Source organism: Rhodococcus kronopolitis (assembly GCF_042654025.1).
GTDB lineage: Bacteria > Actinomycetota > Actinomycetes > Mycobacteriales > Mycobacteriaceae > Rhodococcus_G > Rhodococcus_G kronopolitis.
The window spans coordinates 99,308-119,461 of sequence record NZ_JBHSFO010000010.1 but is presented as its reverse complement, the minus strand read 5'-3'; the positions used below and the strand labels follow the sequence as shown (position 1 = coordinate 119,461).

Sequence of the window (20,154 nt, the reverse complement as noted above, 5' to 3'; positions counted from 1 at the left end):
CGCTAGCATGGCGCCCATGCCTGCTGCGCCTCGTTTGTCTGTTTCGCCGATCTCGACGTCACAGGTGGGCCGATGACCCGCGGTGTGAGGATCTCGCTGGCGTTGGTCGTGGTCTTCGTCCTGGGCGTCGCGTCGCTGCTGTTCTTCGGCCGCTCGGGCGCCGAAGGCGAGGACAGTGCCGGCGGTGGTGTCGACGCAACGGTGCTGGTGCGTCCGGACAGCCACCGGCTCTCCTCCGCGCCGGACGGCAGCGTGACGTTCGTGGAGTTCCTCGACTTCGAGTGCGAGGCCTGCGGGGCGGCGCACTCCTCGATCGAGGAGCTGCGCGCCGAGTACGGCGACCGGGTGAGCTTCGTGGTGCGCTACTTCCCGATGCCCGGTCACTTCAACGGCGAGCGCGCGGCGCGGGCCGTGGAGGCAGCCGCCCAGCAGGGACGGTTCGAGCAGATGTACCGGCGGATGTTCGAGACGCAGGCGCAGTGGGGCGAGCAGCGGATCCCGAAGGACGACGTCTTCCGGGGCTTCGCCGCCGACCTCGGGCTCGACCTGGCGGCCTTCGACGCCGCCTACGCCGACCCGGCGACGGCGGCACGGGTCGCCGCCGACGTCGCCGACGGCGAGGCGCTCGGGGTGCGGGGCACCCCGACCTTCTTCGTCGACGGCCAGCGGGTCGACGCCTCGTACCACCAGGATCTCGTCGATGCGCTCGACGCCGCGCTCGGCTGAGGCGCCCACCGTCGCCGATCCGGGTGACGGTGCACCGTTCGAGCGGTCGTTGCCCTGGCTGCTGCTGATCGGCGGCCTCGTCGGGGCGCTCGCCTCGTTCGTTCTCACCGTCGAGAAGCTCGCGCTCGTCGCGGACCCGGGCTACATCCCGACCTGCAGCCTGAACCCGGTCCTGAACTGCGGCTCCGTGATGGAGACCGCGCAGGCGTCGGTGTTCGGGTTCCCCAACTCGCTGCTCGGCATCGCCGGGTTCTCGGTGGTCGCGGCCACGGGCGCCGGGCTGCTCGCCGGTGCCCGCTTCGCCCGCTGGTACTGGATGGGCCTGCAGGTCGGGGTGAGCGCGGCGGTCGTGTTCGTGCACTGGCTGATCGTGCAGAGCCTCTACGTCATCGGCGCCCTGTGTCCGTACTGCATGGTGGTGTGGGCGGTGACCGTGCCGGTCTTCTGGTACGTCACCCTCCGCAACCTGCGCAACGGCGAGTTCGGGCGCCCCGTGCGGGCGGAGGCGCTGACCGCCAGTGGAAACCACGTGCTGCCGGTGACGGTGTGGGCGCTCGTCCTGGCCGGACTGGTGATCCAGCGCTTCTACTCGTACTGGTCCTCGTTGGTGTGATCTGAGCGCCAAGGACCACGGCCAGTTCGTGGCTGGTCAGTCGAGTCGAAGTCGGGTTGGTAGGAGCGGTCGGCTTCAGCCCATTGTTCGGGCCCGCTCGCGGAGTTCAGACTGCCGGCCACGTGGGCGACGGAGCCGACCAGACTGATCCCGAACCGGCCGTGCCGATCCCACATCGTCGCCGCTCCGGCAGCGATGCCACTGTGGGCGACGTGGTTGTCGGCCTCGATCCCGACGACCGGGCTGATCGGCAGGCGCGACAGGAGAATCGTCACGTCGTGGTTGATGAAGCCGATTCCGCGATCACTCCAGCTGGTCAGGGTGTTGGTCAGCTCGCCGACCATGGCGGCACGAACGAACGGGGTGTTGTCCATCCCGGAGATGACCTGCGGTTGGTCGAACCACAAGCGCTTCCTGCCGGCGTTCTGGTGTTCTGGCATCGCGAAGCTCCACCGGTCGGGGTGCTCGTCGCTGCCCCACAGAATGCCTGGGTTGGGTAGTGCCTCGATGAGTTGATCGGGCGGGGTCATCGACCCACCTTCTGGGTGCCACCGCGAACCCGGCGGATCCTGTGTAGGTCGGATCGACACCATGGATGCTCGGGCAACGGTGCGGTCGCCCTGTCGTACGACGACGTCGGCGATGCGGATGCTGCGTCCCTCTCGGACCACCGTCGTCTCGGTCTGTAATGGGGCAAACGTCGGCTGCCGGAAGATGTCCAGGGTGAACTTCGCCGGGCGGTACTCGGCGGCGCTGCAGGCTGATTCCACCGCGTGAGCGGTCAACCCCGCGAGTGCTGATCCGTTGATCGAGTCTGGGGACCACTGACTTTGGGAGAAGGGGAGTGGATGGAATTCGTCGTCTCTGCATTCGAAGTAGGCCATGACGCTCCTCTGCGTTGTTGCTTTCCCGCGCGAAACTAGAACGTGTTGCAGTTGGCTACGGTATCGAATTCTGCGTCAGGAGGCTCGCAATTCTCCGCGACGCGCGGCTGAACGAAGGGCGACAGGTCACCGCCTTTGAAGCACTGCTGCCGTCCAGCGCCTCGAGCACGCCATCCGCGATGCGCTAGGAAGCAGGAATGATGGCGACGTCGCCGTTGCGGGTTGTGACGGAGATGATGTGACTGCTGGAATCAGACCTGGGCACACTCACGTCGTCGTTGCCTTTCTTGGTGCTGACTTCCACGCGATACTCGGTGTCGGGCAGCGCGAGGCTGACGTTGCCGTCATTGCTGTTGACCTCTACACGGTCGGGAGCGTCGGAGAACGTCAGGTCAATGTCGCCATTTCGGGTGTCGGTGGTGACGGTCTTCGCGGACAGCCCTGCGCCGTTGACGTCCATGTCCCTGCCGGTCAGGGTCAGGGTCGAGCTGCTGAGCTGCGCGAGATCAGCTTGTCCGTTGGCGGCGCTGACCGTGAGGTCGGCGCTGAAGTCGCTGGCTTTGATCAGGCTGTTCTTGTTCTGCGCGACCACAGCGACGCCGTCGGGCACGGTAACGGTGAACCTGCCCTTGCAGCCGATCGCGAGCCCGTTGCAGTCCACCGAGAGGTTCAGTGTGTCCCCGTTGAGAGTTCCCGTCGCTTCCGGGCTCTCACCGTTCGCTGTTCCTGCGATCTGACGATCGATCTTCACCTCATCGCTGCCGCCGGAGACGAGGACGAGGTCTGCGGTTCCTGTGTCGATGGTGAGCGATTGACCACTGTAGGGGAAGGCCTGCGACACCGTTTCGGCATCCGAGAAGTCCGCACCCCCTCCGCTACCACTCGAACACCCAGTAGCGAGGAGAGCGAAGGCGAGGAGGCTTCCGGCAGCGAGCGTATTGCGGGTCTGGGTTTTCACGAGATTCTCCGTATCGGGGGATGGAACTTGAATGCATGGCTTGGGGTCCAGCGGGTGAGCTAGCTGCGAAGTACTCGCGTGAGATGTGAGCGAGAGGCGGCGTACGCCTGCGCGGCGAGAGCTAGGACTGGAGTGATGAGTGTGACCAGGGCGAGTCCGCCAAGCGTGGCCCATGGGATTCCGGGAACCATTTCGGCGAGACTGATCTTCGCTGCCATCGAGATGGTGACTGCGGCGATCGCGAAGGTGATGGCACCGAAGACGATTGCCGTTCCTGCGTAGATCACGCCTTCGTACATGGTCGAGCGTGAAACCATGCCCGGGCGCGCACCTGCGACGGTGATGAGTGCCGAATCTCGCCGTCGTTCCGTGCCGACCAGGGCGATCACGGCGAGGCCACCCACCCAGGCGACCACGAACACCCAACCCAGCACGACGAGGACGTCGTCGATGCCTGCGGAACTGCCGGGCATCACGTTTCCCATCACCATGAACAGCCCCACGAAGGACATCGTGAGCGCGAACGGCAGGATCGTGGTGACACTTCGCGCTGCACGAGTTCTGCACGCTTGCACGGCCAAGTGCCATGCAACGCCGCGCGCGGGCACCAGCGAAGTCCACCCTCGCATCAGCGGCGTCAACACCCATGGCCCCATGAGCAGCAGCAAGCAGATCAGGAACAGGTTGCCTGCGAACACGAAGGCGGTGCGCTGCGGCAGGCCTCCGTCGAGATCGAGGAGCAAGCCCGGGATCCACATGCCGACGACCCCGGCGAACAGGCAGAACGCCAACACGATGCGTCCGACACCCAGACGGGCCGCAGGGTTCGCCGCTTCGCGGAAAGCCCGCATCTCCGGCATCTTCGCAATACGGGAGGTAACGCCCCAGCCTCCCAGAATGCATGGCACTGTCCCACTCAACACGGCCGCCCCGGCATGCCATGGCTCGAACGTGGCCGTAGCTCCATGCAGGTTCAGTCCGGTCGTTGCCCACTGCGTGAGTGAGATGTTGGCAGCAAGCAACGCAAACGGAATCGCGATGATCCCCGCAGCGAGTCCGAGTGCGAGAAGTTCCACCCGCAGGATCGTGCGTACTCGGCGACGTGGGATCCCGAGGATCAGCCAGAGGGCGTGTTCTCGCTGCTGTGCGGTGAGCGTGAGCCCGGCAATGGATGCGACGATCCCTGTTGTGGAGAGCACGGTGAAGAACACGATGTTGCCACCGAGTGCAATCGATGCCGACACCATGTCGGAGTCACCAACAGCGCCGGCGGCTGACATGGCCGTGAACATGGCGATCACCGAACCCGCAGAGCAGGCCGCTCCGACGGCTGCTGCGAGTAGCCCCCACGACCACATTCGCACCTGCATGCGGATATCGGCCAGCACGAGACGCATCATGATTCCAGCTCGGATTCTTCGTCAGCCGACTGCGCAGCGAGCACGGCATCGCTGACCGCACGCGCGTCACCGCCGGGAATGATCCGGTGCACCAGGCCGGAGCCCAGGACGATGACGTTGTCTGCGCGGGCGGCTGCGTGGGGATCGTGCGTGACCATCAGTACGGTGGTTCCCTGCGCTGGGAGCGCCTGTAGCCAGTCGAGCACCACGTTTCCGGAGCGGATGTCCAGAGCCCCAGTCGGTTCGTCGGCGAAAACGATGCGGGGCTGGTTTGCGACCACCCGGGCGATGGCAACGCGTTGACGCTCGCCGCCGGAAAGACTCTCGGGGCGTTTGCGAGCATGCTCGGCGATGCCAAGACGCGTCATCGTGTCAACGACCGTTTTGCGCGGGATCCTGCGCCCAGCGAGGCGCGCGGGCAGTGCGATGTTGTCTTCGACCGTGAGTGAGCTCAGGAGGTTGTACTCCTGGAAGACGAAGCCAATGTTCTCGCTGCGAAAGGCTGCTTGTTGACGCGCGTTCAACGCGAGCATGTCGGTGCCCAGAACCTCAATCGACCCTGCGGTGGCCCGTTCCAGCCCCGCCGCGCACAGCAGCGTGGTCGACTTCCCCGAACCAGACGGGCCGACGATGGCGGTCAAACGCCCGTCGGGAATGTCGAGAGTGATTCCGTGTAGGACCTGCACTGTCTCACGCTTGCGCCCCGGCACCGGAAAGTCCATGCGGACGTCGCGAAGGCGGATGCATGGCTCGGGCTCAAAGTCGCGTGGCATGTAACCACTTCACCAGCGTTCGTCGCAACGCGCAGTAGTGCGGAGTACCGAACTGGGCGGCCCACTGGTAGAGCTGACTCTACCTTTGGCGCCGGGGCGGCGAGATAGCATGGCGGGGTGTCCGGACTCCGTGTCGGCCGTCGAGTGCTGACCGAGGTGCCGGCCGCAATCGCCTTCCCTTTCCTGCTGATCAGTATTCTCGTGCTGCCTGCTTCTGCGGCCGTTGTTGCAGAACTCGACCGGCTCAGAGCCCAGATCTGTGGCGGAAAGAGCCTTCCGCTGAAGCCGTCCACCGCTACTTGGCGCTCATGGGTGATGAACCGCCTGCGTACGCGTTCTCTTTGGAGCACCGACGTGCCGGTTTTCCTATGCGCGATCGTCCTGAGCGGTATGTCATTGTGGATCAGTTTTTGGGGTTTTGCCGGCGGTCTGGTGCTCATTTTCGAGCCGGTCTTCTGGTCGTTCGGCATTGCGGCACAAATGGGCCCGTTCATTCCGCAATCGCTGACGCACGCGATTCTTGCAGTCCCCGCAGGAATGGTCATTGTGGTTGCGGCAGTTGCGCTCCTGATGAGCATCTCACTTCTGCGTGATGCCCTGCAAAAGGCTTTCTCCCGCGAGCAGGATCCTGATCTTATTGCCAAAGTCGATGAGCTGCGCAGCAGTCGGGCATCGCTCACCCGTGCATTCGAGCTCGAGCGCCAGCGTATTGAACGAGACCTGCACGACGGCGCCCAACAAGAGTTGGTGGCCGTGATCATGCGCTTGGGAATGCTCGAGGCGGCGGCTACGTCAAACGGGGCGTCCTCATTGGTGGGTCAGGCGACGCAAGCACGAGAACACGCCGAGCAGGCTCTCGCAAGGCTCCGGCAGACGGTGCGTGACATCCACCCCCGGGAGCTGTCCGACCTGGGTCTCACCGCTGCGGTGGGTGAACTCGCCGCACGGTCGCCGCTGCGCATCGCGCTCGACTCGTCAGGTGACGATTCCTTACTCTCCGATCCCGCTGCCGCTGCCGCTTACTTCACAATCTCCGAAGCACTGACAAACATCGTCAAGCATGCTGGCACGGGCCAGGCCGTGATCGAACTCCGCTACGACCACACCGGCGTTCAGCTTCGCGTAGTAGACACAGGCAAAGGGGGTGCCGAAGCCGGTGCCGGAACGGGACTTGCTGGTCTGATGGAACGCGTCCGAAGCGTGGGAGGGAAGCTCGAAATTACCAGCCCACCCGGTAAAGGTACGATTGTCGCGGCAACTGTGCCATCTGAACCACCCTGGTGACGCACGACGCAACCAGACAGGAATTAGGCGCATGAGGGTCGTTCTGGCCGATGATGCAGCACTGATGCGCGCAGGGATTCGCGAAATCCTTACCGCAAACGGCCACGAAGTGACACGCGAGTGTGAGGACGCCACCGAGCTTGTTGCAGTGATTGACGAGCTCATGCGCACGGGCAATCCGCCCGACATTGTGATCACTGATGTACGCATGCCCCCATGCAACACCGACGACGGGTTGCGGGCGGCGCTTGCATTGCGGTCACGGTACCGAGACTTGCCGATGCTGATTCTCTCTGCCTACGTGGTCGGCCCCTACGTGCGCGAGCTCCTCAGCGGGCCAGGAGCAGACGGCGGGGTCGGATATCTCCTCAAGGAGAAGGTCGGGCGCGTTACAGACTTCCTCCGTGCACTCGACACCGTTGCCGGTGGAGGTGTAGTCATCGACCCCGAAGTCGTCAAACATGCCACCGGATTCGACAAGCAACACAGTCCACTGTCGCGTCTCACGGAGCGAGAGCGCGAGGTGCTGATGCTCATGGCCGAAGGGCACTCGAACACGGAGATTTCTGGGGAACTCTGCCTCTCTGGTGCCGCGGTCAGCAAGCACGTATCCAACGTCTTCCTCAAGCTTGGTTTCTCACCTGACCAGGACAACCGGCGAGTGAAAGCCATCCTCGCCTGGTTTGAGCATCGTTGAGCCGCTTCACTCACGAGCGCCACGGGACCGGATACTTGCCGTTCAATAACGGTCGTTCACCGAACACTGTTCGACGCTACGAAAAGAGCTCTCAATACTGATGAGGCTCGTTGAATCCCCCGCGATATCGAGGCTGTCGTGGCCGTTGTACAGCGTCTGGCTCGCGAGAATCACCAGTTCCGCAACGAGGTCGGAGCGCTGAGCGGGGTAGTGGTCACCGTCGCGGCGGCGAACCGCATCCGGAGCGCCAAGCGCCGAATAGGACTGTGGCACAGTTCTTCCTATGCCACTGATTCAGATCAGCCAGACGCCGGGCCTGACCGCCGAGCAGAAGCGCGCCACCATCGAGGCCGTCACCAAGGCGTACGCCGAGGCCACCGGGAAGAACCCGGCCCAGGTGTGGGTCACGCTCACCGACGTGCCGCGGGAGAACTGGGGCGTCGGCGGCGTGCCGCTCGGCTGACTCAGGCCCTGCCGGCACCGCCGGCGATGCCCTTGTCGAGCTGGGTGACCATCGCGGTCCCCAGCGCGAGTAAATCACGTACCTGAGCGTCGTCGAGTCCGTCGAAGAGCAGTGCCTGCACGGTCGACACGTGGCCGGGCGCCGCCTCGACCACCTTGTCGTACCCGGCGTCGGTGAGCACGGCGAGTGACCCGCGGGCGCCGACGATGCTCTCGCGGCGCACCCATCCGGCCTTCTCCAGCTTGGTGACCACATGGGAGAGCCGCGAGAGCGATGCGTTGGCGCGCTCGGCCAGGACGCTGAGCTGCAGGCGACGCTCGGGTGCTTCCGAGAGGGCGGAGAGCGTGAAGTACTCGAAGTGGGTGAGGCCGGAGTCGCGCTGTAGCTGGGTGTCCAGCGCCGCGGGCATCCGGGTCATCACGTTCACCAGCTCGCGCCAGGCGGCCTGCTGCTCGGCGGAGAGCCAGCGGGGGTCGGGGGTAGACATGCGGCTCCTTCGCCACGGGTGGCCTTGCCACTTCCTTCGGAAACTCTGTCGGGTGTCGGAATATTTGTGGTGTGTCGACGTTGACGACTATTATAGTTGAAGCTTCAAGCTTGGGAGCTGTGAGTCGAAGGAGTCCACATGACGGACCTCGCAATGCCGGCGCTCTACCTCAGCCATGGTGCACCCCCGCTCGTCGACGACGCGCTGTGGGTCTCGCAGCTCGGCGCCTGGGCGTCGGACCTGCCCCGCCCGACGGCCATCCTCGTGGTGTCGGCGCACTGGGAGGCGGCGCCGCTCACCATCGGCTCGACCGTCACCGGGACGCCGCTCACCTACGACTTCGGCGGTTTCGACCCCAAGTACTACCGGGTCACCTACCGCTCGCCCGGTGCGCCGGAGCTGGCCCGTCAGGTCGCCGCGCTGATGCCCGACAACGAGCCCGTCGCCGAGCAGCCGGGCCGCGGGCTCGACCACGGCGCCTACGTCCCACTCACCGTCATGTACCCCGACGCCGACATCCCGGTCCTGCAGATCTCCATGCCCACCCTCGACCCGGTGCGACTGCTGCACCTCGGCGAGCGGCTGCGGCCGCTGCGCGAGCAGGGCGTGCTGATCGTCGGCTCGGGCTTCACCACCCACGGCCTGCCGTTCCTGCGGGACTGGACGCCGAACGCGCAGGCGCCGGGCTGGTCCGCGGAGTTCGACGCGTGGGCGAGCGAACGCCTCGCCGCGGCCGACGTCGACGCACTCATCGACTTCAGGGCGAAGGCGCCGGGGATGCCGTACGCGCACCCGACCATCGAGCACTTCGCGCCGCTGTTCGTCACCCTCGGGGCGTCGAGCAACCCCGAGCAGGTGCCTGCTCAGGTGATCGACGGCTTCTGGATGGGCCTGGCGAAGCGGTCGCTCCAGGTGGCCTAGGCGGCAGCGCGTCAGCGCCTGGTGCGGAGGAACTCCAGCGCCTGGTCGGCGTGGGCATTCATGCGCACCTCGCTGGCGATCACCTTCAGCACCGTGCGGTCGGTGTCGATGACGAAGGTGGTGCGCTTGACCGGCGACAGCTTCGCCAGCAGCCCGCGCCGCACCCCGAACTGCTCCGCGACCTTGCCCGCCTCGTCGGACAGCAGCGGGTAGTCGAAGGACCTCGCGGCGGCGAACGACGCCTGCTTGGCCACCGCGTCGACGCTGATGCCTGCCCGCGACGCCCCTACCGCGGCGAACTCGGCGGCCAGGTCACGGAAGTGGCAGGCCTCCGCGGTGCACCCCGGGGTGTTCGCGGCCGGATAGAAGAACAGCACCAGCGGGCCGTCGGCGACCAGTTCGCTGAGCGCGCGCACCGTCCCGTCCTGGTCGGGGAGGGCGAAGTCGGGTACCTGCTGTCCGGTCTGCATACCGCCGAGGCTACGCGTGCGCCCGCGGCGTCCAATACTGTGCGGCAGGGGTTCTCGGGCGCAGGGCCGGACAGGGGAGCGGATGCGGCGGCTCGTGCGGGTGTTCTGGGGGCCGCGGCCCGAACCGGTCGAGGCGGTCGCAGCCCGCTGGCGCGCCACCCTGGGCGGGTTCGACGCGCTGCTCGACGCGCCGGGGCCGGGCCGCGAACGGTCGTGGCAGCAGATCCGGCCCTCGGGCCCGCCCACCGACCTGACTGGTGACCGGGACTCGCTGCGCGGGGTCCTCGTCGCCGCCCGCGCGGACGCGGACTGGTCCGACGTCATCGGCGACGCACTGAGGGTCGCCGCCACCGGTGCGCCGGGCTGGGACGTCGAGATCAGCGGTCTCGCCGGCGGCGCCCCCGAGTACCTGCTGCAGTCGCTGGTGGCGACGATCGCCGCGCCCGACGACGCGGCGGTCCCCGAGGCCGAACTCCTCGCGATGCTCGTGCGGGTGTGGGAACCGGACTTCGGCGACGTCACCGACGACGACATCCTCGACGCCCTCGAGGACGACGCCGACCTCGCCGTCGGCGACCCCTGCATCGGCCGACACGCCTACCTGTCCCCGGGCCGCGCGGGCCGCCTGCCCGAGGACCTGGGGGCGACCGTCCGGCGGTTCGGCGGCGGCGCGCTGGTGGCGGTCGAGGGGGACGTCGACGAGGTGGTGCGGGTGTACCGGCGGATACGGGAGGCCGGGGCGCTCGAGCCCCTGCCCCGGCCGATGGACCGCGCCACCCTGTAGCACCGTTCCCGCCCGCCCCGGTCGCTCCGCGGGCTCCGCTCCTGGGACACCTGAGTCGCTCCGCGGGCTCCGCTCCTGGGACACCTGAGTCGCTCCGCGGGCTCCGCTCCTGGGACACCTGAGTCGCTCCGCGGGCTCCGCTCCTGGGATGATGGGCGGCATGCCCGGCGAGCCAACCACCGTCCCCTCCGCAGCCGCCGTCGTCGGCGCGGACGATTCCACCACGACCAGGGATCAGTTCCGCGCCCTCGCGGCCGAACACCGTGTGGTGCCGGTCACCCGAAAGGTGTTGGCGGACTCCGAGACACCGCTCTCGGCGTACCGCAAGCTGGCCGCGGACCGGCCCGGCACCTTCCTGTTCGAGTCCGCCGAGAACGGCAGGTCCTGGTCCCGATGGTCGTTCATCGGCGCGGGCAGCCCCGCCGCGCTGACCGTGGTCGACGGCGAGGCCGGCTGGCAGGGCAACGTCCCGGCCGGCGCCCCCTCGGGCGGCGACCCGATCGTCGCGCTCGGACAGACCTTGGAACTGCTTCGCAGTGAACGGCTTCCGGGCCTGCCGCCGCTGACCGGCGGCATGGTCGGGTTCATGGGCTACGACATCGTCCGGCGGATCGAGCGGCTGCCCAGCCACGCGGTCGACGACCTGCAGGTCCCCGAGATGGTGATGCTGCTGGCCACAGACCTGGCCGCCGTCGACCACCACGAGGGCGCCATCATCCTGATCGCCAACGCGGTCAACTGGGACGGCACGGACGACCGCGTCGACGAGGCCTACGACGACGCCGTCGCCCGGCTCGACGAGATGACCCGGGCGCTGAGCGCGCCTGCGCCGTCCACAGTCGCCACCTTCAGCAAGCCGGCCCCGGACTACCGCCGCCAGCGCACCACCGAGAGCTTCGGGGCGGACGTGCGACGGTTGATCGGCGAGATCGAGGCGGGCGAGGCGTTCCAGGTGGTGCTCTCGCAGCGCTTCGAGATGGACACCGACGCGCGCCCGTTCGACATCTACCGGATGCTCCGCGCGTCCAACCCGAGCCCGTACATGTACCTGGTCAACGTCCCGGACGGCGACGGCGGCACCGCCTTCACCATCGTCGGGTCCAGCCCGGAGTCACTGGTCACGGTCAAGGAGGGCGTCGCGACCACGCACCCGATCGCGGGGACCCGCTGGCGCGGCGAGACCGAGGAGGACGACGTGCTGCTCGAGAAGGACCTGCTGGCCGACGAGAAGGAGAACTCCGAGCACCTGATGCTGGTGGACCTCGGCCGCAACGACCTCGGCCGGGTGTGCGAGCCGGGCACCGTCAAGGTGCACGACTACCGGCACGTCGAGCGCTACAGCCACGTGATGCACCTGGTCTCCACGGTCACCGGCCGGCTCTCCGAGGGCAAGCACGCGCTCGACGCGGTCACCGCCTGCTTCCCGGCCGGCACCCTCTCCGGCGCCCCGAAGGTCCGGGCGATGGAGCTGATCGACGAGCTCGAGCCGACCAGGCGAGGCATCTACGGAGGCATCGTCGGCTACCTCGACTTCGCAGGCGACGCCGACACCGCGATCGCGATCCGTTCCGCACTGGTCAAGGACGGCACCGCGTACGTGCAGGCCGGCGCCGGGATCGTCGCGGACTCGGACCCGGTCTACGAGGACACCGAGGCGCGGAACAAGGCGATGGCCGTGCTCAGCGCCATCGCCGCGGCGGGAACCCTCGCCGCGCTTGACGGAGAACGCGATGACTGACCCGGTCGCCACCGAACCGGCCCGGCGCGGGTCCGGCGCGTCGGCGGCGCTGCCGGTGCTGCTGCTGGCCGTCGCCGCGCTGTGCCTGTGGGCGTCCTCGCGGATGACGTGGGTGCGGGTGGACTCGCAGGACGGTCTCGGCGACGCCCGCAGCACCGCACTGAACGGCGCCACCTGGGCCGCGGCGACCACGCCGCTGGCGTTGACCCTGCTGGCCGCCATCGCCGCGTCGTTCGCGGTCCGCGGCTGGGCGCTGCGGGTGGTGGGCCTGCTGGTGGCCCTCGTCGCGGTGGTGGCCGTGGTGCCTGCGGTGTCCCTGCTGGTCGGGGGAGCGGATGCGGAGCGGGCCGGCCGGCTCGCCGACCTGCCGGGTCGCGCGGAGGTGCTCGGGGCGACGTCGTACCCACTGCCGGCGCTGCTGGTCGTGGTCGGCGCCGTCCTGGCGCTGGTCGCCGCGGTGGGCCTGATCCGCAAGGCCGGGGCCAGCAAGGGGCTGTCCTCGCGTTACAGCGCGCCTGCGGCCCGCCGCGAGGAGGCGACCCGGCGCGCGGCCGACGCCGAACCGCCCAGTCAGCGGGTGATCTGGGACGCGCTCGATGCGGGCGAGGACCCGACCGAGGACGACCAACCGGGCGCCGACGATTTGGACAATCGTCCAGACGACCCGACGACCCGCCGTTAGTCAAGACGTGGCGGCCATCTAGTCTTGCCAAATCCGATGAGTTACCTCACATCGTCGGTCTGCCCAGAAAGGACTCGGGACAAGATGACTGTTCTCGATTCGATTCTCGACGGGGTGCGTGCCGACGTGGCAGCCCGCGAAGCCGTACTCGACTTTGCCGCGGTCAAGGCCGCGGCCGCCGCTGCTCCCGCAGCGCTCGACGCGGCCGCCGCGCTGCGGACCCCGGGGATCGCCGTGATCGCCGAGGTCAAGCGCGCGAGCCCGTCAAAGGGTGAGCTGTCCGGCATTCCGGACCCCGCCGAACTCGCCCTCGCCTACGAACAGGGCGGCGCGCGGGTGATCAGCGTGCTCACCGAGGAGCGCCGCTTCAAGGGCTCGCTCGCCGACCTGGACGCCGTCCGCAAGGCCGTCAGCATCCCGGTGCTGCGCAAGGACTTCATCGTCGGGCCGTACCAGATCCACGAGGCGCGGGCACACGGCGCGGACGTGATCCTGCTGATCGTCGCAGCGCTCGAGCAGCAGGTGCTGGCCTCGCTGCTGGACCGCACCGAGTCGCTCGGCATGACCGCGCTCGTGGAGGTGCACACCGAGCAGGAGGCGGACCGTGCCCTCGAGGCCGGCGCCACCGTCATCGGCATCAACGCGCGCAACCTCAAGACTCTCGAGGTCGACCGGGACACGTTCGGCCGGATCGGTCCCGGGCTGCCGAGCAACGTCATCAAGATCGCCGAGTCCGGCGTGCGGAACACCGCCGACCTGCTGGCGTACGCCGGCGCCGGCGCCGACGCGGTTCTCGTCGGCGAGGGCCTGGTGACCAGCGGGGATCCGCGCACCGCCGTCAAGGACCTGGTGGCCGCCGGGGCGCACCCGTCCTGCCCCAAGCCGGCACGCTGACCCGACCCCGGTGACCTGCGGACCCGGAATGAGTCCGAGGTCACCGTTGGGGCAGACTGGACGGGTGACTGCAGACGATCCCGTACTTTCCGCCAAGGGCCGAGGCCTTCCCCGCATGAGCGAGGGGGTGACCGAGCGCAGCGCGCACGAGCCCGACGCGGGCGGTCACTTCGGTGTCTACGGCGGGCGCTACGTCCCCGAGGCGCTGATGGCGGTGATCGAGGAGGTCACCGCCGAGTACGACAAGGCGCGCGGCGACGACGCCTTCCTTGCCGAGCTCGACCGCCTGCAGCGGGACTACACCGGACGTCCGTCGCCGGTCTACGAGGCCACCCGGCTCAGCGAGTTCGCGGGCGGCGCCCGCCTGCTGCTCAAGCGGGAAGACCTGAACCACACCGGTTCCCACAAGATCAACAACGTCCTCGGCCAGGCGCTGCTCGCCAAGCGGATGGGCAAGACCCGCGTCATCGCGGAGACCGGCGCCGGCCAGCACGGCGTCGCCACCGCGACCGCCTGCGCGCTGCTCGGCCTCGAGTGCGTCGTCTACATGGGCGAGGTCGACACCAAGCGGCAGGCGCTGAACGTCGCGCGGATGCGCCTGCTCGGCGCCGAGGTGATCCCCGCGGTCACCGGCTCGGCGACCCTCAAGGACGCCATCAACGAGGCGCTGCGCGACTGGGTCACCAACGCGCACAACACCTACTACTGCTTCGGCACCGCCGCGGGCCCGCACCCGTTCCCGACCATGGTGCGCGACTTCCAGCGGATCATCGGCCTCGAGGCGCGGGCCCAGGTGCTGGCGCACACCGGCCGGCTGCCCGACGCGATCGCGGCCTGCGTCGGCGGCGGCTCCAACGCCATCGGCATCTTCCACGCCTTCATCGACGACCCGTCGGTGCGGCTCGTCGGCTTCGAGGCGGGCGGTGACGGCGTCGAGACCGGCAGGCACGCCGCGACCATCGGCGGCGGCACCCCGGGCGCCCTGCACGGCGCCTACTCCTACCTGCTGCAGGACGAGGACGGCCAGACCATCGAGTCGCACTCGATCTCCGCCGGCCTGGACTACCCGGGTGTCGGCCCGGAGCACTCGCACCTCAACGACATCGGCCGCGCCGAGTACCGGTCGATCACCGACACCGAGGCGATGGACGCCCTCGCGCTGCTCAGCCGCCGGGAGGGCATCATCCCCGCGATCGAGTCCGCGCACGCGCTCGCGGGCGCGCTCAAGCTCGGCCAGGAGCTGGGGGAGGGCGCCATCGTGCTGGTCAACATCTCCGGCCGCGGCGACAAGGACGTCGACACCGCCGCCAAGTGGTTCGGCCTCTTCGACGACGACACCGACTCCAACAAGGATGGGCAGACGAAGTGAGTGCGCAGCAGTCCAAGCTCGGAGACCTCTTCGCCCAGTGCCGGGCCGAGAACCGGGCCGCGCTGGTCGGCTACCTGCCCGCCGGCTACCCCGACCTGCCCCGGTCGATCGAGGCCGTCGAGACGCTCGTCGCGGCGGGCTGCGACCTGATCGAGGTCGGCCTCCCGTACAGCGACCCGGTGATGGACGGTCCGACCATCCAGGAGGCCGCCGCCGAGGCGCTCGCCGCCGGCTTCCGGGTGCGTGACGTGTTCACCGTCGTCGAGGCCATCTCCAAGGCGGGCGGCAAGGCCGTCGTCATGACGTACTGGAACCTCGTGCTCAAGTACGGCGTCGACAACTTCGCCCGCGACCTCGCGGCCGCGGGCGGACTCGGCATCATCACCCCGGACCTGATCCCGGACGAGGCCGCCGACTGGATCGCGGCCTCGGACAAGCACGGCCTGGACCGGATCTTCCTCGTCGCCCCGTCGTCGACCGCCGAGCGCCTCGCGATGACCGTCGACTCCTGCCGCGGCTTCGTCTACGCGACCTCGACCATGGGCGTCACCGGCGCCCGTGCCGCGGTGTCCAACATGGCGCCCGAGTTGGTGGCCCGGGTGCGCGAGCACTCGGACATCCCGGTCGGTGTCGGACTTGGCGTCCGCTCCGGTGCCCAGGCCGCCGAGATCGGCGCCTACGCGGATGCCGTGATCGTCGGCTCCGCGCTGGTCACGGCCGTTGCGCAGGGTCCCGAGGCGCTGCGCGCGATCACTGAGGAGCTCGCCGCCGGCGTCCGTTCGGCTACCGTGGCGTCGTGACTTCCACCGTCGACCTGCTCGCCTACATTCCGAGTCCGCCGCAGGGGGTGTGGGAGCTGGGCCCGGTGCCGCTGCGGGCCTACGCGCTCTTCATCATCGCGGGCATCGTCGTCGCCCTGTACTGGGGCGAGCGGCGCTGGATCGCCCGCGGCGGCGAGCCGGGAACGGTCCTCGACATCGCGATCTGGGCGGTGCCGTTCGGGCTGGTCGGCGGTCGGCTCTACCACGTGCTGACGGACTGGAGCACCTACTTCGGTGCGGGCGGCGACCCGGTCGACGCGCTGAAGATCTGGCAGGGCGGCCTGGGCATCTGGGGCGCGGTGCTGCTCGGCGGTGTCGGCGCCTGGATCGGCTGCCGACGGCGGGGCATCCCGCTGCCCGCCTTCGGTGACGCGCTGGCCCCGGCGGTGCTGCTGGCACAGGCGATCGGCCGGATCGGCAACTACTTCAACCAGGAGCTCTACGGCCGGGAGACCACCGTGCCGTGGGGCCTGGAGATCTACGAGCGGGTCAACGCGTACGGCCGGCTGGACATGCTGACCGGGACGTCGAACGGGGTGGTCGAGAAGGTGGTCCACCCGACGTTCCTGTACGAGCTGCTGTGGAACCTGCTGATCGTGCTGCTCCTGGTGTGGGTGGACCGCAAGTACGCGATCGGGCACGGGCGGCTGTTCGCGCTCTACGTGGCCGGATACAGCGTGGGTCGGTTCTTCATCGAGTTGATGCGCGACGACCATGCCACCCTGATCGCAGGCATCCGGATCAACAACTTCACCGCCGCGATCGTCTTCGCATGCGCGGTGGCCTATTTCGTGCTGGCGCCGAAGGGCCGCGAGGCACCCGAGGAGTTGCAGCCGCGGCATCCCAGGGAGCCGGGCAGCGTGGTGACCGCGGGGGTCGCGACCGACGACGCCGACGGTCCGGCGGCCACGCCGGACGCGGCCGCGGAGGGCAAGGCACGCGGTGACGGAAGCGACGGCGGAGGGTCCTGACGGCCCGGCACCGGCCGTTTCGGCTGCTAAAATTCCCACACCGGGTGTGACGCCCGGAATTGCCCGTCGGGCGACGCCCACCCCAGTTCGAGCATCCGCGCGCCACGCCGCATGTCGGTGAGCGTGGAGGCGGCACGTGGTTGACCCCGAGGGCTTCATCAAGGTCCCGCAGCGGGACGCGCCCCTCCGCGCGCCGGACGAGCGGATCGGGGACTGGCACGAGGTGTACGCCCCGCAGCCCGCCGCCGAGCGGGCCCGCGACGTCGCGGAACAGGCCAGTCGATGCATGGACTGCGGGGTCCCGTTCTGCCACTCCGATTCCGCCGGCTGCCCGCTGGGCAATCTCATCCCGGAGTGGAACGACCTGGTGAGCCGCCACCAGTGGTCGGCGGCGGCCGACCGGCTGCACTCGACCAACAACTTCCCCGAGTTCACCGGCCGGCTCTGCCCGGCGCCGTGCGAGAGCGCCTGCGTGCTCGCGATCGACGAGCGCTCCGGCGGGAGCGTGACGATCAAGCGGATCGAGCGGGAAATCGCCGACGCGGCGTGGGAGGCCGACGCGGTGCCGCCCCGGCCGGCGCGCGTGCAGACGGGCCGTACGGTGGCGGTGGTCGGGTCCGGTCCGGCCGGTCTGGCCGCGGCGCAGCAACTCACCCGGGCCGGGCACCAGGTGACGGTGTTCGAGCGCGACGACCGGCTCGGGGGACTGATGCGCTACGGGATCCCGGAGTTCAAGCTGGACAGGGCCGTGCTGGGCCGCCGGTTGGACCAGATGCACGCCGAGGGAACTCGGTTCCGGACCGGCTGCGAAGTGGGAGTCGACCCGACGGCGGCACAGCTGCGATCCGGGTTCGACGCGGTGGTCTTGGCGGTCGGCGCGCTGCGGGCCCGCGACGACGCCGTGCCGGGTCGCGACCTGGTCGGAGTGCACCTGGCGATGGACTACCTGGTGCGTTCGAACCGGGAATGCGAGGGCGACGGGCCGACGGCGGTCAGCGCGCAGGGCAAACACGTGGTGATCATCGGTGGCGGCGACACCGGCGCGGACTGCCTCGGCACCGCACACCGTCAGGGCGCGGCCTCGGTGACCCAGCTGGACTACCACCGCGAACCGCCGGCCGCCCGGGACGAGGCGCTCACGCCCTGGCCGTCGTGGCCGCTGGTGCTGCGCATCACCCCGGCCCACGCGGAGGGCGGGACACGGCGTTTCGAGGTGGCCGTGCGCGGGTTCGTCGGCGACGCGGTCGGCCGGGTCCGGTCGGTCGCGGTGGCGAGGGTCGCGGTGACCCGGACCCGGTCCGGCCGCAGTCGCATCGTCTATGTCGGTGGGGACCTCGAATTGCCGTGCGGTCTGGCGCTTCTCGCGATCGGATTCGAGGGTGTCGAGCGCGGGCCATTGCTCGACGACTGCGGCCTCCGGCTCAACTCGCGGGGGGCGCTCTCGTGCGGTCCGGACTGGCAGACCGGCGCGTCGGGGGTGTTCGTCTGCGGCGACGCGCACCGGGGTGCGTCGCTGGTGGTGTGGGCGATCGCGGAGGGTCGTTCGGCCGCCCGGGCCGTCGACGTCTACCTCACCGGTCACTCGGACCTGCCTGCCCCGGTGCACCCGATGGCGGTGCCCCTCACGGTGCGGTGACCCGACCGGGCGACCGTCGGAGAAATCCACTCGGACAATTCCTGGTGAATTGGTTGTCGCGCATCCGTTAAATCATTTACACCAATTCGCATGGGAACCTGAGTGAATAGAAGTTGGCAGTCCTCACGGACTAGGCTCGTCGTTGTGACTCGACGAACGAAGATTGTGTGCACCCTGGGACCGGCGACTGCGACCGGGGACCGTATCCGTGAACTCGTCGACAGCGGCATGAACGTCGCCCGACTCAACTTCAGCCACGGCGACCACGCCGACCACGAGGAAAACTACGTGCGGGTCCGCGCCGCCGCCGAGGCGACCGGCAAGGCTGTCGGCATCCTCGCCGACCTGCAGGGGCCGAAGATCCGCCTCGGCCGGTTCGTCGAGGGCCGCACCGTCTGGGAGAACGGCGAGGAGGTGCGCATCACGGTCGACGAGGTGGAGGGCACCCACGACCGGGTCTCCACCACCTACAAGCAGCTGGCCAACGACGCCCGGCCGGGCGACCGCCTGCTGGTCGACGACGGCAAGGTCGGTCTCACCGTCACCGCCGTCGACGGCAACGACGTCGTCTGTGTGGTCACCGAGGGCGGTCCGGTCAGCAACAACAAGGGCGTCTCGCTGCCCGGCATGAACGTCACGGTGCCGGCGTTGTCCGAGAAGGACATCGAGGACCTCGAGTTCGCGTTGAACCTCGGCGTCGACTTCATCGCGCTCTCGTTCGTCCGCTCACCTGCCGACATCGAGCTGGTGCACGCCGTGATGGACCGGATCGGCCGCCGCATCCCGGTGATCGCGAAGCTGGAGAAGCCGGAGGCCATCGAGAACCTCGAGGCCATCGTGCTGGCCTTCGACGCGGTGATGGTCGCCCGCGGCGACCTCGGCGTCGAGCTGCCGCTCGAGCAGGTGCCGCTGGTGCAGAAGCGCGCCATCCAGATTGCCCGCGAGAACGCGAAGCCGGTCATCGTGGCCACCCAGATGCTCGAGTCGATGATCGAGAACTCGCGCCCCACCCGCGCCGAGGCCTCGGACGTCGCCAACGCCGTCCTCGACGGTGCCGACGCGGTGATGCTGTCGGGCGAGACCTCCGTCGGCAAGTTCGTCATGGAGACCGTGCAGACGATGGCCCGGATCGTGGAGGCCGTCGAAACCGAGTCGACGCGGGTGCCCCCGCTGACGCACACGCCGCGGACCAAGCGCGGCGTCATCTCCTACGCCGCCCGCGACATCGGGGAGCGGCTCGACGCCAAGGCGCTGGTCGCCTTCACCCAGTCCGGTGACACCGTCCGTCGGCTGGCCCGCCTGCACACCCACCTGCCGCTGCTGGCGTTCACCCCGCTTCCGGAGGTGCGCAGCCAGCTCTCGCTGACCTGGGGGACCGAGACGTTCCTGGTCCCCGCGGCGACCACGACGGACCAGATGATCAAGCAGGTCGACCACGCGCTGCTCTCGCTCGGCCGCTACAACAAGGGCGACCAGGTTGTCATCGTGGCGGGCTCGCCCCCCGGAACCGTGGGCTCCACCAACCTCATTCACGTGCACCGCATCGGCGAAGAGGACCACTAGGTGAGCGACGCGGGGGCCGG

22 protein-coding genes are annotated in these 20,154 nt (G+C 68.7%); 15 read left to right on the top strand and 7 right to left on the bottom strand.

The window, feature by feature from the left end; genetic code table 11:
- Positions 1 to 72: 72 nt before the first annotated feature.
- Positions 73 to 726 carry a DsbA family protein gene (locus ACFO6S_RS16865; protein WP_378418921.1) on the top strand — a complete coding sequence of 218 codons (654 nt, stop codon included), beginning with the start codon at positions 73 to 75 and terminating at the stop codon, positions 724 to 726.
- A complete protein-coding gene (locus ACFO6S_RS16860; protein ID WP_378418920.1) occupies positions 701 to 1,339 on the top strand; it encodes a vitamin K epoxide reductase family protein in 639 nt (212 codons plus the stop codon). The genes ACFO6S_RS16865 and ACFO6S_RS16860 overlap by 26 nt, the downstream gene beginning before the upstream one ends.
- On the opposite strand, the gene ACFO6S_RS16855 is transcribed toward ACFO6S_RS16860, so the two are convergent.
- The 4 genes from ACFO6S_RS16855 to ACFO6S_RS16840 form a co-directional block, all read right to left on the bottom strand.
- A complete protein-coding gene (locus tag ACFO6S_RS16855) occupies positions 1,312 to 2,223 on the bottom strand; it encodes an acyl-CoA thioesterase domain-containing protein (RefSeq protein WP_378418918.1) in 912 nt (303 codons plus the stop codon). The two genes, ACFO6S_RS16860 and ACFO6S_RS16855, sit on opposite strands and share 28 nt — an antisense overlap.
- Before the next feature lie 184 nt (positions 2,224 to 2,407).
- Positions 2,408 to 3,181, bottom strand: coding sequence for a DUF4097 family beta strand repeat-containing protein (locus ACFO6S_RS16850; protein WP_378418916.1), 774 nt, complete (start codon positions 3,179 to 3,181; stop codon positions 2,408 to 2,410).
- 59 nt (positions 3,182 to 3,240) lie between these two features.
- Entirely contained in the window at positions 3,241 to 4,581 is a 1,341-nt protein-coding gene (locus ACFO6S_RS16845; RefSeq protein ID WP_378418914.1) for an FtsX-like permease family protein, read from the bottom strand.
- Positions 4,578 to 5,354 carry an ABC transporter ATP-binding protein gene (locus ACFO6S_RS16840; RefSeq protein ID WP_378418912.1) on the bottom strand — a complete coding sequence of 259 codons (777 nt, stop codon included), beginning with the start codon at positions 5,352 to 5,354 and terminating at the stop codon, positions 4,578 to 4,580. The genes ACFO6S_RS16845 and ACFO6S_RS16840 overlap by 4 nt, the downstream gene beginning before the upstream one ends.
- Before the next feature lie 117 nt (positions 5,355 to 5,471).
- Here ACFO6S_RS16840 and ACFO6S_RS16835 point away from each other — a divergent pair, with 117 nt between their 5' ends.
- Positions 5,472 to 6,638 (top strand): sensor histidine kinase, encoded by a 1,167-nt coding sequence (locus ACFO6S_RS16835; RefSeq protein ID WP_378418910.1) that lies wholly within the window; start codon positions 5,472 to 5,474, stop codon positions 6,636 to 6,638.
- A 31-nt stretch (positions 6,639 to 6,669) separates the two neighbouring features.
- Complete coding sequence (locus tag ACFO6S_RS16830) at positions 6,670 to 7,335, top strand: response regulator transcription factor (protein ID WP_378418908.1); 666 nt, start codon at positions 6,670 to 6,672, stop codon at positions 7,333 to 7,335.
- 42 nt (positions 7,336 to 7,377) lie between these two features.
- Here the strand turns inward: ACFO6S_RS16830 and ACFO6S_RS16825 are convergent, their stop codons facing one another.
- Entirely contained in the window at positions 7,378 to 7,608 is a 231-nt protein-coding gene (locus ACFO6S_RS16825; RefSeq protein WP_378418906.1) for a hypothetical protein, read from the bottom strand.
- 10 nt (positions 7,609 to 7,618) lie between these two features.
- Here ACFO6S_RS16825 and ACFO6S_RS16820 point away from each other — a divergent pair, with 10 nt between their 5' ends.
- Positions 7,619 to 7,798, top strand: coding sequence for a tautomerase family protein (locus ACFO6S_RS16820; protein ID WP_072845660.1), 180 nt, complete (start codon positions 7,619 to 7,621; stop codon positions 7,796 to 7,798).
- Between the two features lies 1 nt (position 7,799).
- Here ACFO6S_RS16820 and ACFO6S_RS16815 read toward each other — a convergent pair whose 3' ends face one another.
- Positions 7,800 to 8,285 (bottom strand): MarR family winged helix-turn-helix transcriptional regulator, encoded by a 486-nt coding sequence (locus ACFO6S_RS16815; RefSeq protein ID WP_378418904.1) that lies wholly within the window; start codon positions 8,283 to 8,285, stop codon positions 7,800 to 7,802.
- Positions 8,286 to 8,423: 138 nt separating this feature from the next.
- Between ACFO6S_RS16815 and ACFO6S_RS16810 the strand changes: the two genes are divergently transcribed.
- A complete protein-coding gene (locus ACFO6S_RS16810; RefSeq protein WP_378418902.1) occupies positions 8,424 to 9,206 on the top strand; it encodes a dioxygenase family protein in 783 nt (260 codons plus the stop codon).
- An 11-nt stretch (positions 9,207 to 9,217) separates the two neighbouring features.
- On the opposite strand, the gene ACFO6S_RS16805 is transcribed toward ACFO6S_RS16810, so the two are convergent.
- On the bottom strand, positions 9,218 to 9,676 hold the full coding sequence (locus ACFO6S_RS16805; RefSeq protein WP_378418900.1) for a peroxiredoxin: 459 nt from the start codon (positions 9,674 to 9,676) through the stop codon (positions 9,218 to 9,220).
- A gap of 82 nt (positions 9,677 to 9,758) precedes the next feature.
- Here ACFO6S_RS16805 and ACFO6S_RS16800 point away from each other — a divergent pair, with 82 nt between their 5' ends.
- From ACFO6S_RS16800 to pyk, 9 genes are all read left to right on the top strand, one after another.
- Entirely contained in the window at positions 9,759 to 10,460 is a 702-nt protein-coding gene (locus ACFO6S_RS16800) for a hypothetical protein (protein WP_378418898.1), read from the top strand.
- 160 nt (positions 10,461 to 10,620) lie between these two features.
- Positions 10,621 to 12,198, top strand: a complete 1,578-nt coding sequence (locus ACFO6S_RS16795) for an anthranilate synthase component I (RefSeq protein WP_378418897.1) — start codon at positions 10,621 to 10,623, stop codon at positions 12,196 to 12,198.
- Entirely contained in the window at positions 12,191 to 12,880 is a 690-nt protein-coding gene (locus tag ACFO6S_RS16790) for a TIGR02234 family membrane protein (protein ID WP_378418895.1), read from the top strand. The genes ACFO6S_RS16795 and ACFO6S_RS16790 overlap by 8 nt, the downstream gene beginning before the upstream one ends.
- 84 nt (positions 12,881 to 12,964) lie before the next feature.
- The gene (gene trpC / locus ACFO6S_RS16785; RefSeq protein WP_378418893.1) at positions 12,965 to 13,774 is read left to right on the top strand and encodes an indole-3-glycerol phosphate synthase TrpC; all 810 of its coding nucleotides are present in this window, start codon (positions 12,965 to 12,967) and stop codon (positions 13,772 to 13,774) included.
- 115 nt (positions 13,775 to 13,889) lie between these two features.
- Positions 13,890 to 15,143, top strand: a complete 1,254-nt coding sequence (trpB, locus tag ACFO6S_RS16780) for a tryptophan synthase subunit beta (RefSeq protein ID WP_378418892.1) — start codon at positions 13,890 to 13,892, stop codon at positions 15,141 to 15,143.
- Entirely contained in the window at positions 15,140 to 15,943 is an 804-nt protein-coding gene (gene trpA / locus ACFO6S_RS16775; RefSeq protein ID WP_378418890.1) for a tryptophan synthase subunit alpha, read from the top strand. The genes trpB and trpA overlap by 4 nt, the downstream gene beginning before the upstream one ends.
- On the top strand, positions 15,940 to 16,935 hold the full coding sequence (gene lgt / locus ACFO6S_RS16770; RefSeq protein WP_378418888.1) for a prolipoprotein diacylglyceryl transferase: 996 nt from the start codon (positions 15,940 to 15,942) through the stop codon (positions 16,933 to 16,935). The genes trpA and lgt overlap by 4 nt, the downstream gene beginning before the upstream one ends.
- Positions 16,936 to 17,071: 136 nt before the next feature.
- A complete protein-coding gene (locus ACFO6S_RS16765) occupies positions 17,072 to 18,571 on the top strand; it encodes a glutamate synthase subunit beta (RefSeq protein WP_378418886.1) in 1,500 nt (499 codons plus the stop codon).
- 144 nt (positions 18,572 to 18,715) lie between these two features.
- Positions 18,716 to 20,134, top strand: coding sequence for a pyruvate kinase (gene pyk / locus ACFO6S_RS16760; protein WP_378418884.1), 1,419 nt, complete (start codon positions 18,716 to 18,718; stop codon positions 20,132 to 20,134).
- Positions 20,135 to 20,154 lie beyond the last annotated feature (20 nt).

Excerpts from the sequence above, each read along its gene's own strand:
- ACFO6S_RS16865 (WP_378418921.1), top strand. The coding sequence starts at position 73 with ATGACCCGCGGTGTGAGGATCTCGCTGGCGTTGGTCGTGGTCTTCGTC.
- ACFO6S_RS16860 (WP_378418920.1), top strand. The coding sequence starts at position 701 with ATGCGCTCGACGCCGCGCTCGGCTGAGGCGCCCACCGTCGCCGATCCG.
- ACFO6S_RS16855 (WP_378418918.1), bottom strand. The coding sequence starts at position 2,223 with ATGGCCTACTTCGAATGCAGAGACGACGAATTCCATCCACTCCCCTTC.
- ACFO6S_RS16845 (WP_378418914.1), bottom strand. The coding sequence starts at position 4,581 with ATGATGCGTCTCGTGCTGGCCGATATCCGCATGCAGGTGCGAATGTGG.
- ACFO6S_RS16840 (WP_378418912.1), bottom strand. The coding sequence starts at position 5,354 with ATGCCACGCGACTTTGAGCCCGAGCCATGCATCCGCCTTCGCGACGTC.
- ACFO6S_RS16830 (WP_378418908.1), top strand. The coding sequence starts at position 6,670 with ATGAGGGTCGTTCTGGCCGATGATGCAGCACTGATGCGCGCAGGGATT.
- ACFO6S_RS16820 (WP_072845660.1), top strand. The coding sequence starts at position 7,619 with ATGCCACTGATTCAGATCAGCCAGACGCCGGGCCTGACCGCCGAGCAG.
- ACFO6S_RS16815 (WP_378418904.1), bottom strand. The coding sequence starts at position 8,285 with ATGTCTACCCCCGACCCCCGCTGGCTCTCCGCCGAGCAGCAGGCCGCC.
- ACFO6S_RS16810 (WP_378418902.1), top strand. The coding sequence starts at position 8,424 with ATGACGGACCTCGCAATGCCGGCGCTCTACCTCAGCCATGGTGCACCC.
- ACFO6S_RS16805 (WP_378418900.1), bottom strand. The coding sequence starts at position 9,676 with ATGCAGACCGGACAGCAGGTACCCGACTTCGCCCTCCCCGACCAGGAC.
- ACFO6S_RS16800 (WP_378418898.1), top strand. The coding sequence starts at position 9,759 with ATGCGGCGGCTCGTGCGGGTGTTCTGGGGGCCGCGGCCCGAACCGGTC.
- ACFO6S_RS16795 (WP_378418897.1), top strand. The coding sequence starts at position 10,621 with ATGCCCGGCGAGCCAACCACCGTCCCCTCCGCAGCCGCCGTCGTCGGC.
- ACFO6S_RS16790 (WP_378418895.1), top strand. The coding sequence starts at position 12,191 with ATGACTGACCCGGTCGCCACCGAACCGGCCCGGCGCGGGTCCGGCGCG.
- trpC (WP_378418893.1), top strand. The coding sequence starts at position 12,965 with ATGACTGTTCTCGATTCGATTCTCGACGGGGTGCGTGCCGACGTGGCA.
- trpB (WP_378418892.1), top strand. The coding sequence starts at position 13,890 with ATGAGCGAGGGGGTGACCGAGCGCAGCGCGCACGAGCCCGACGCGGGC.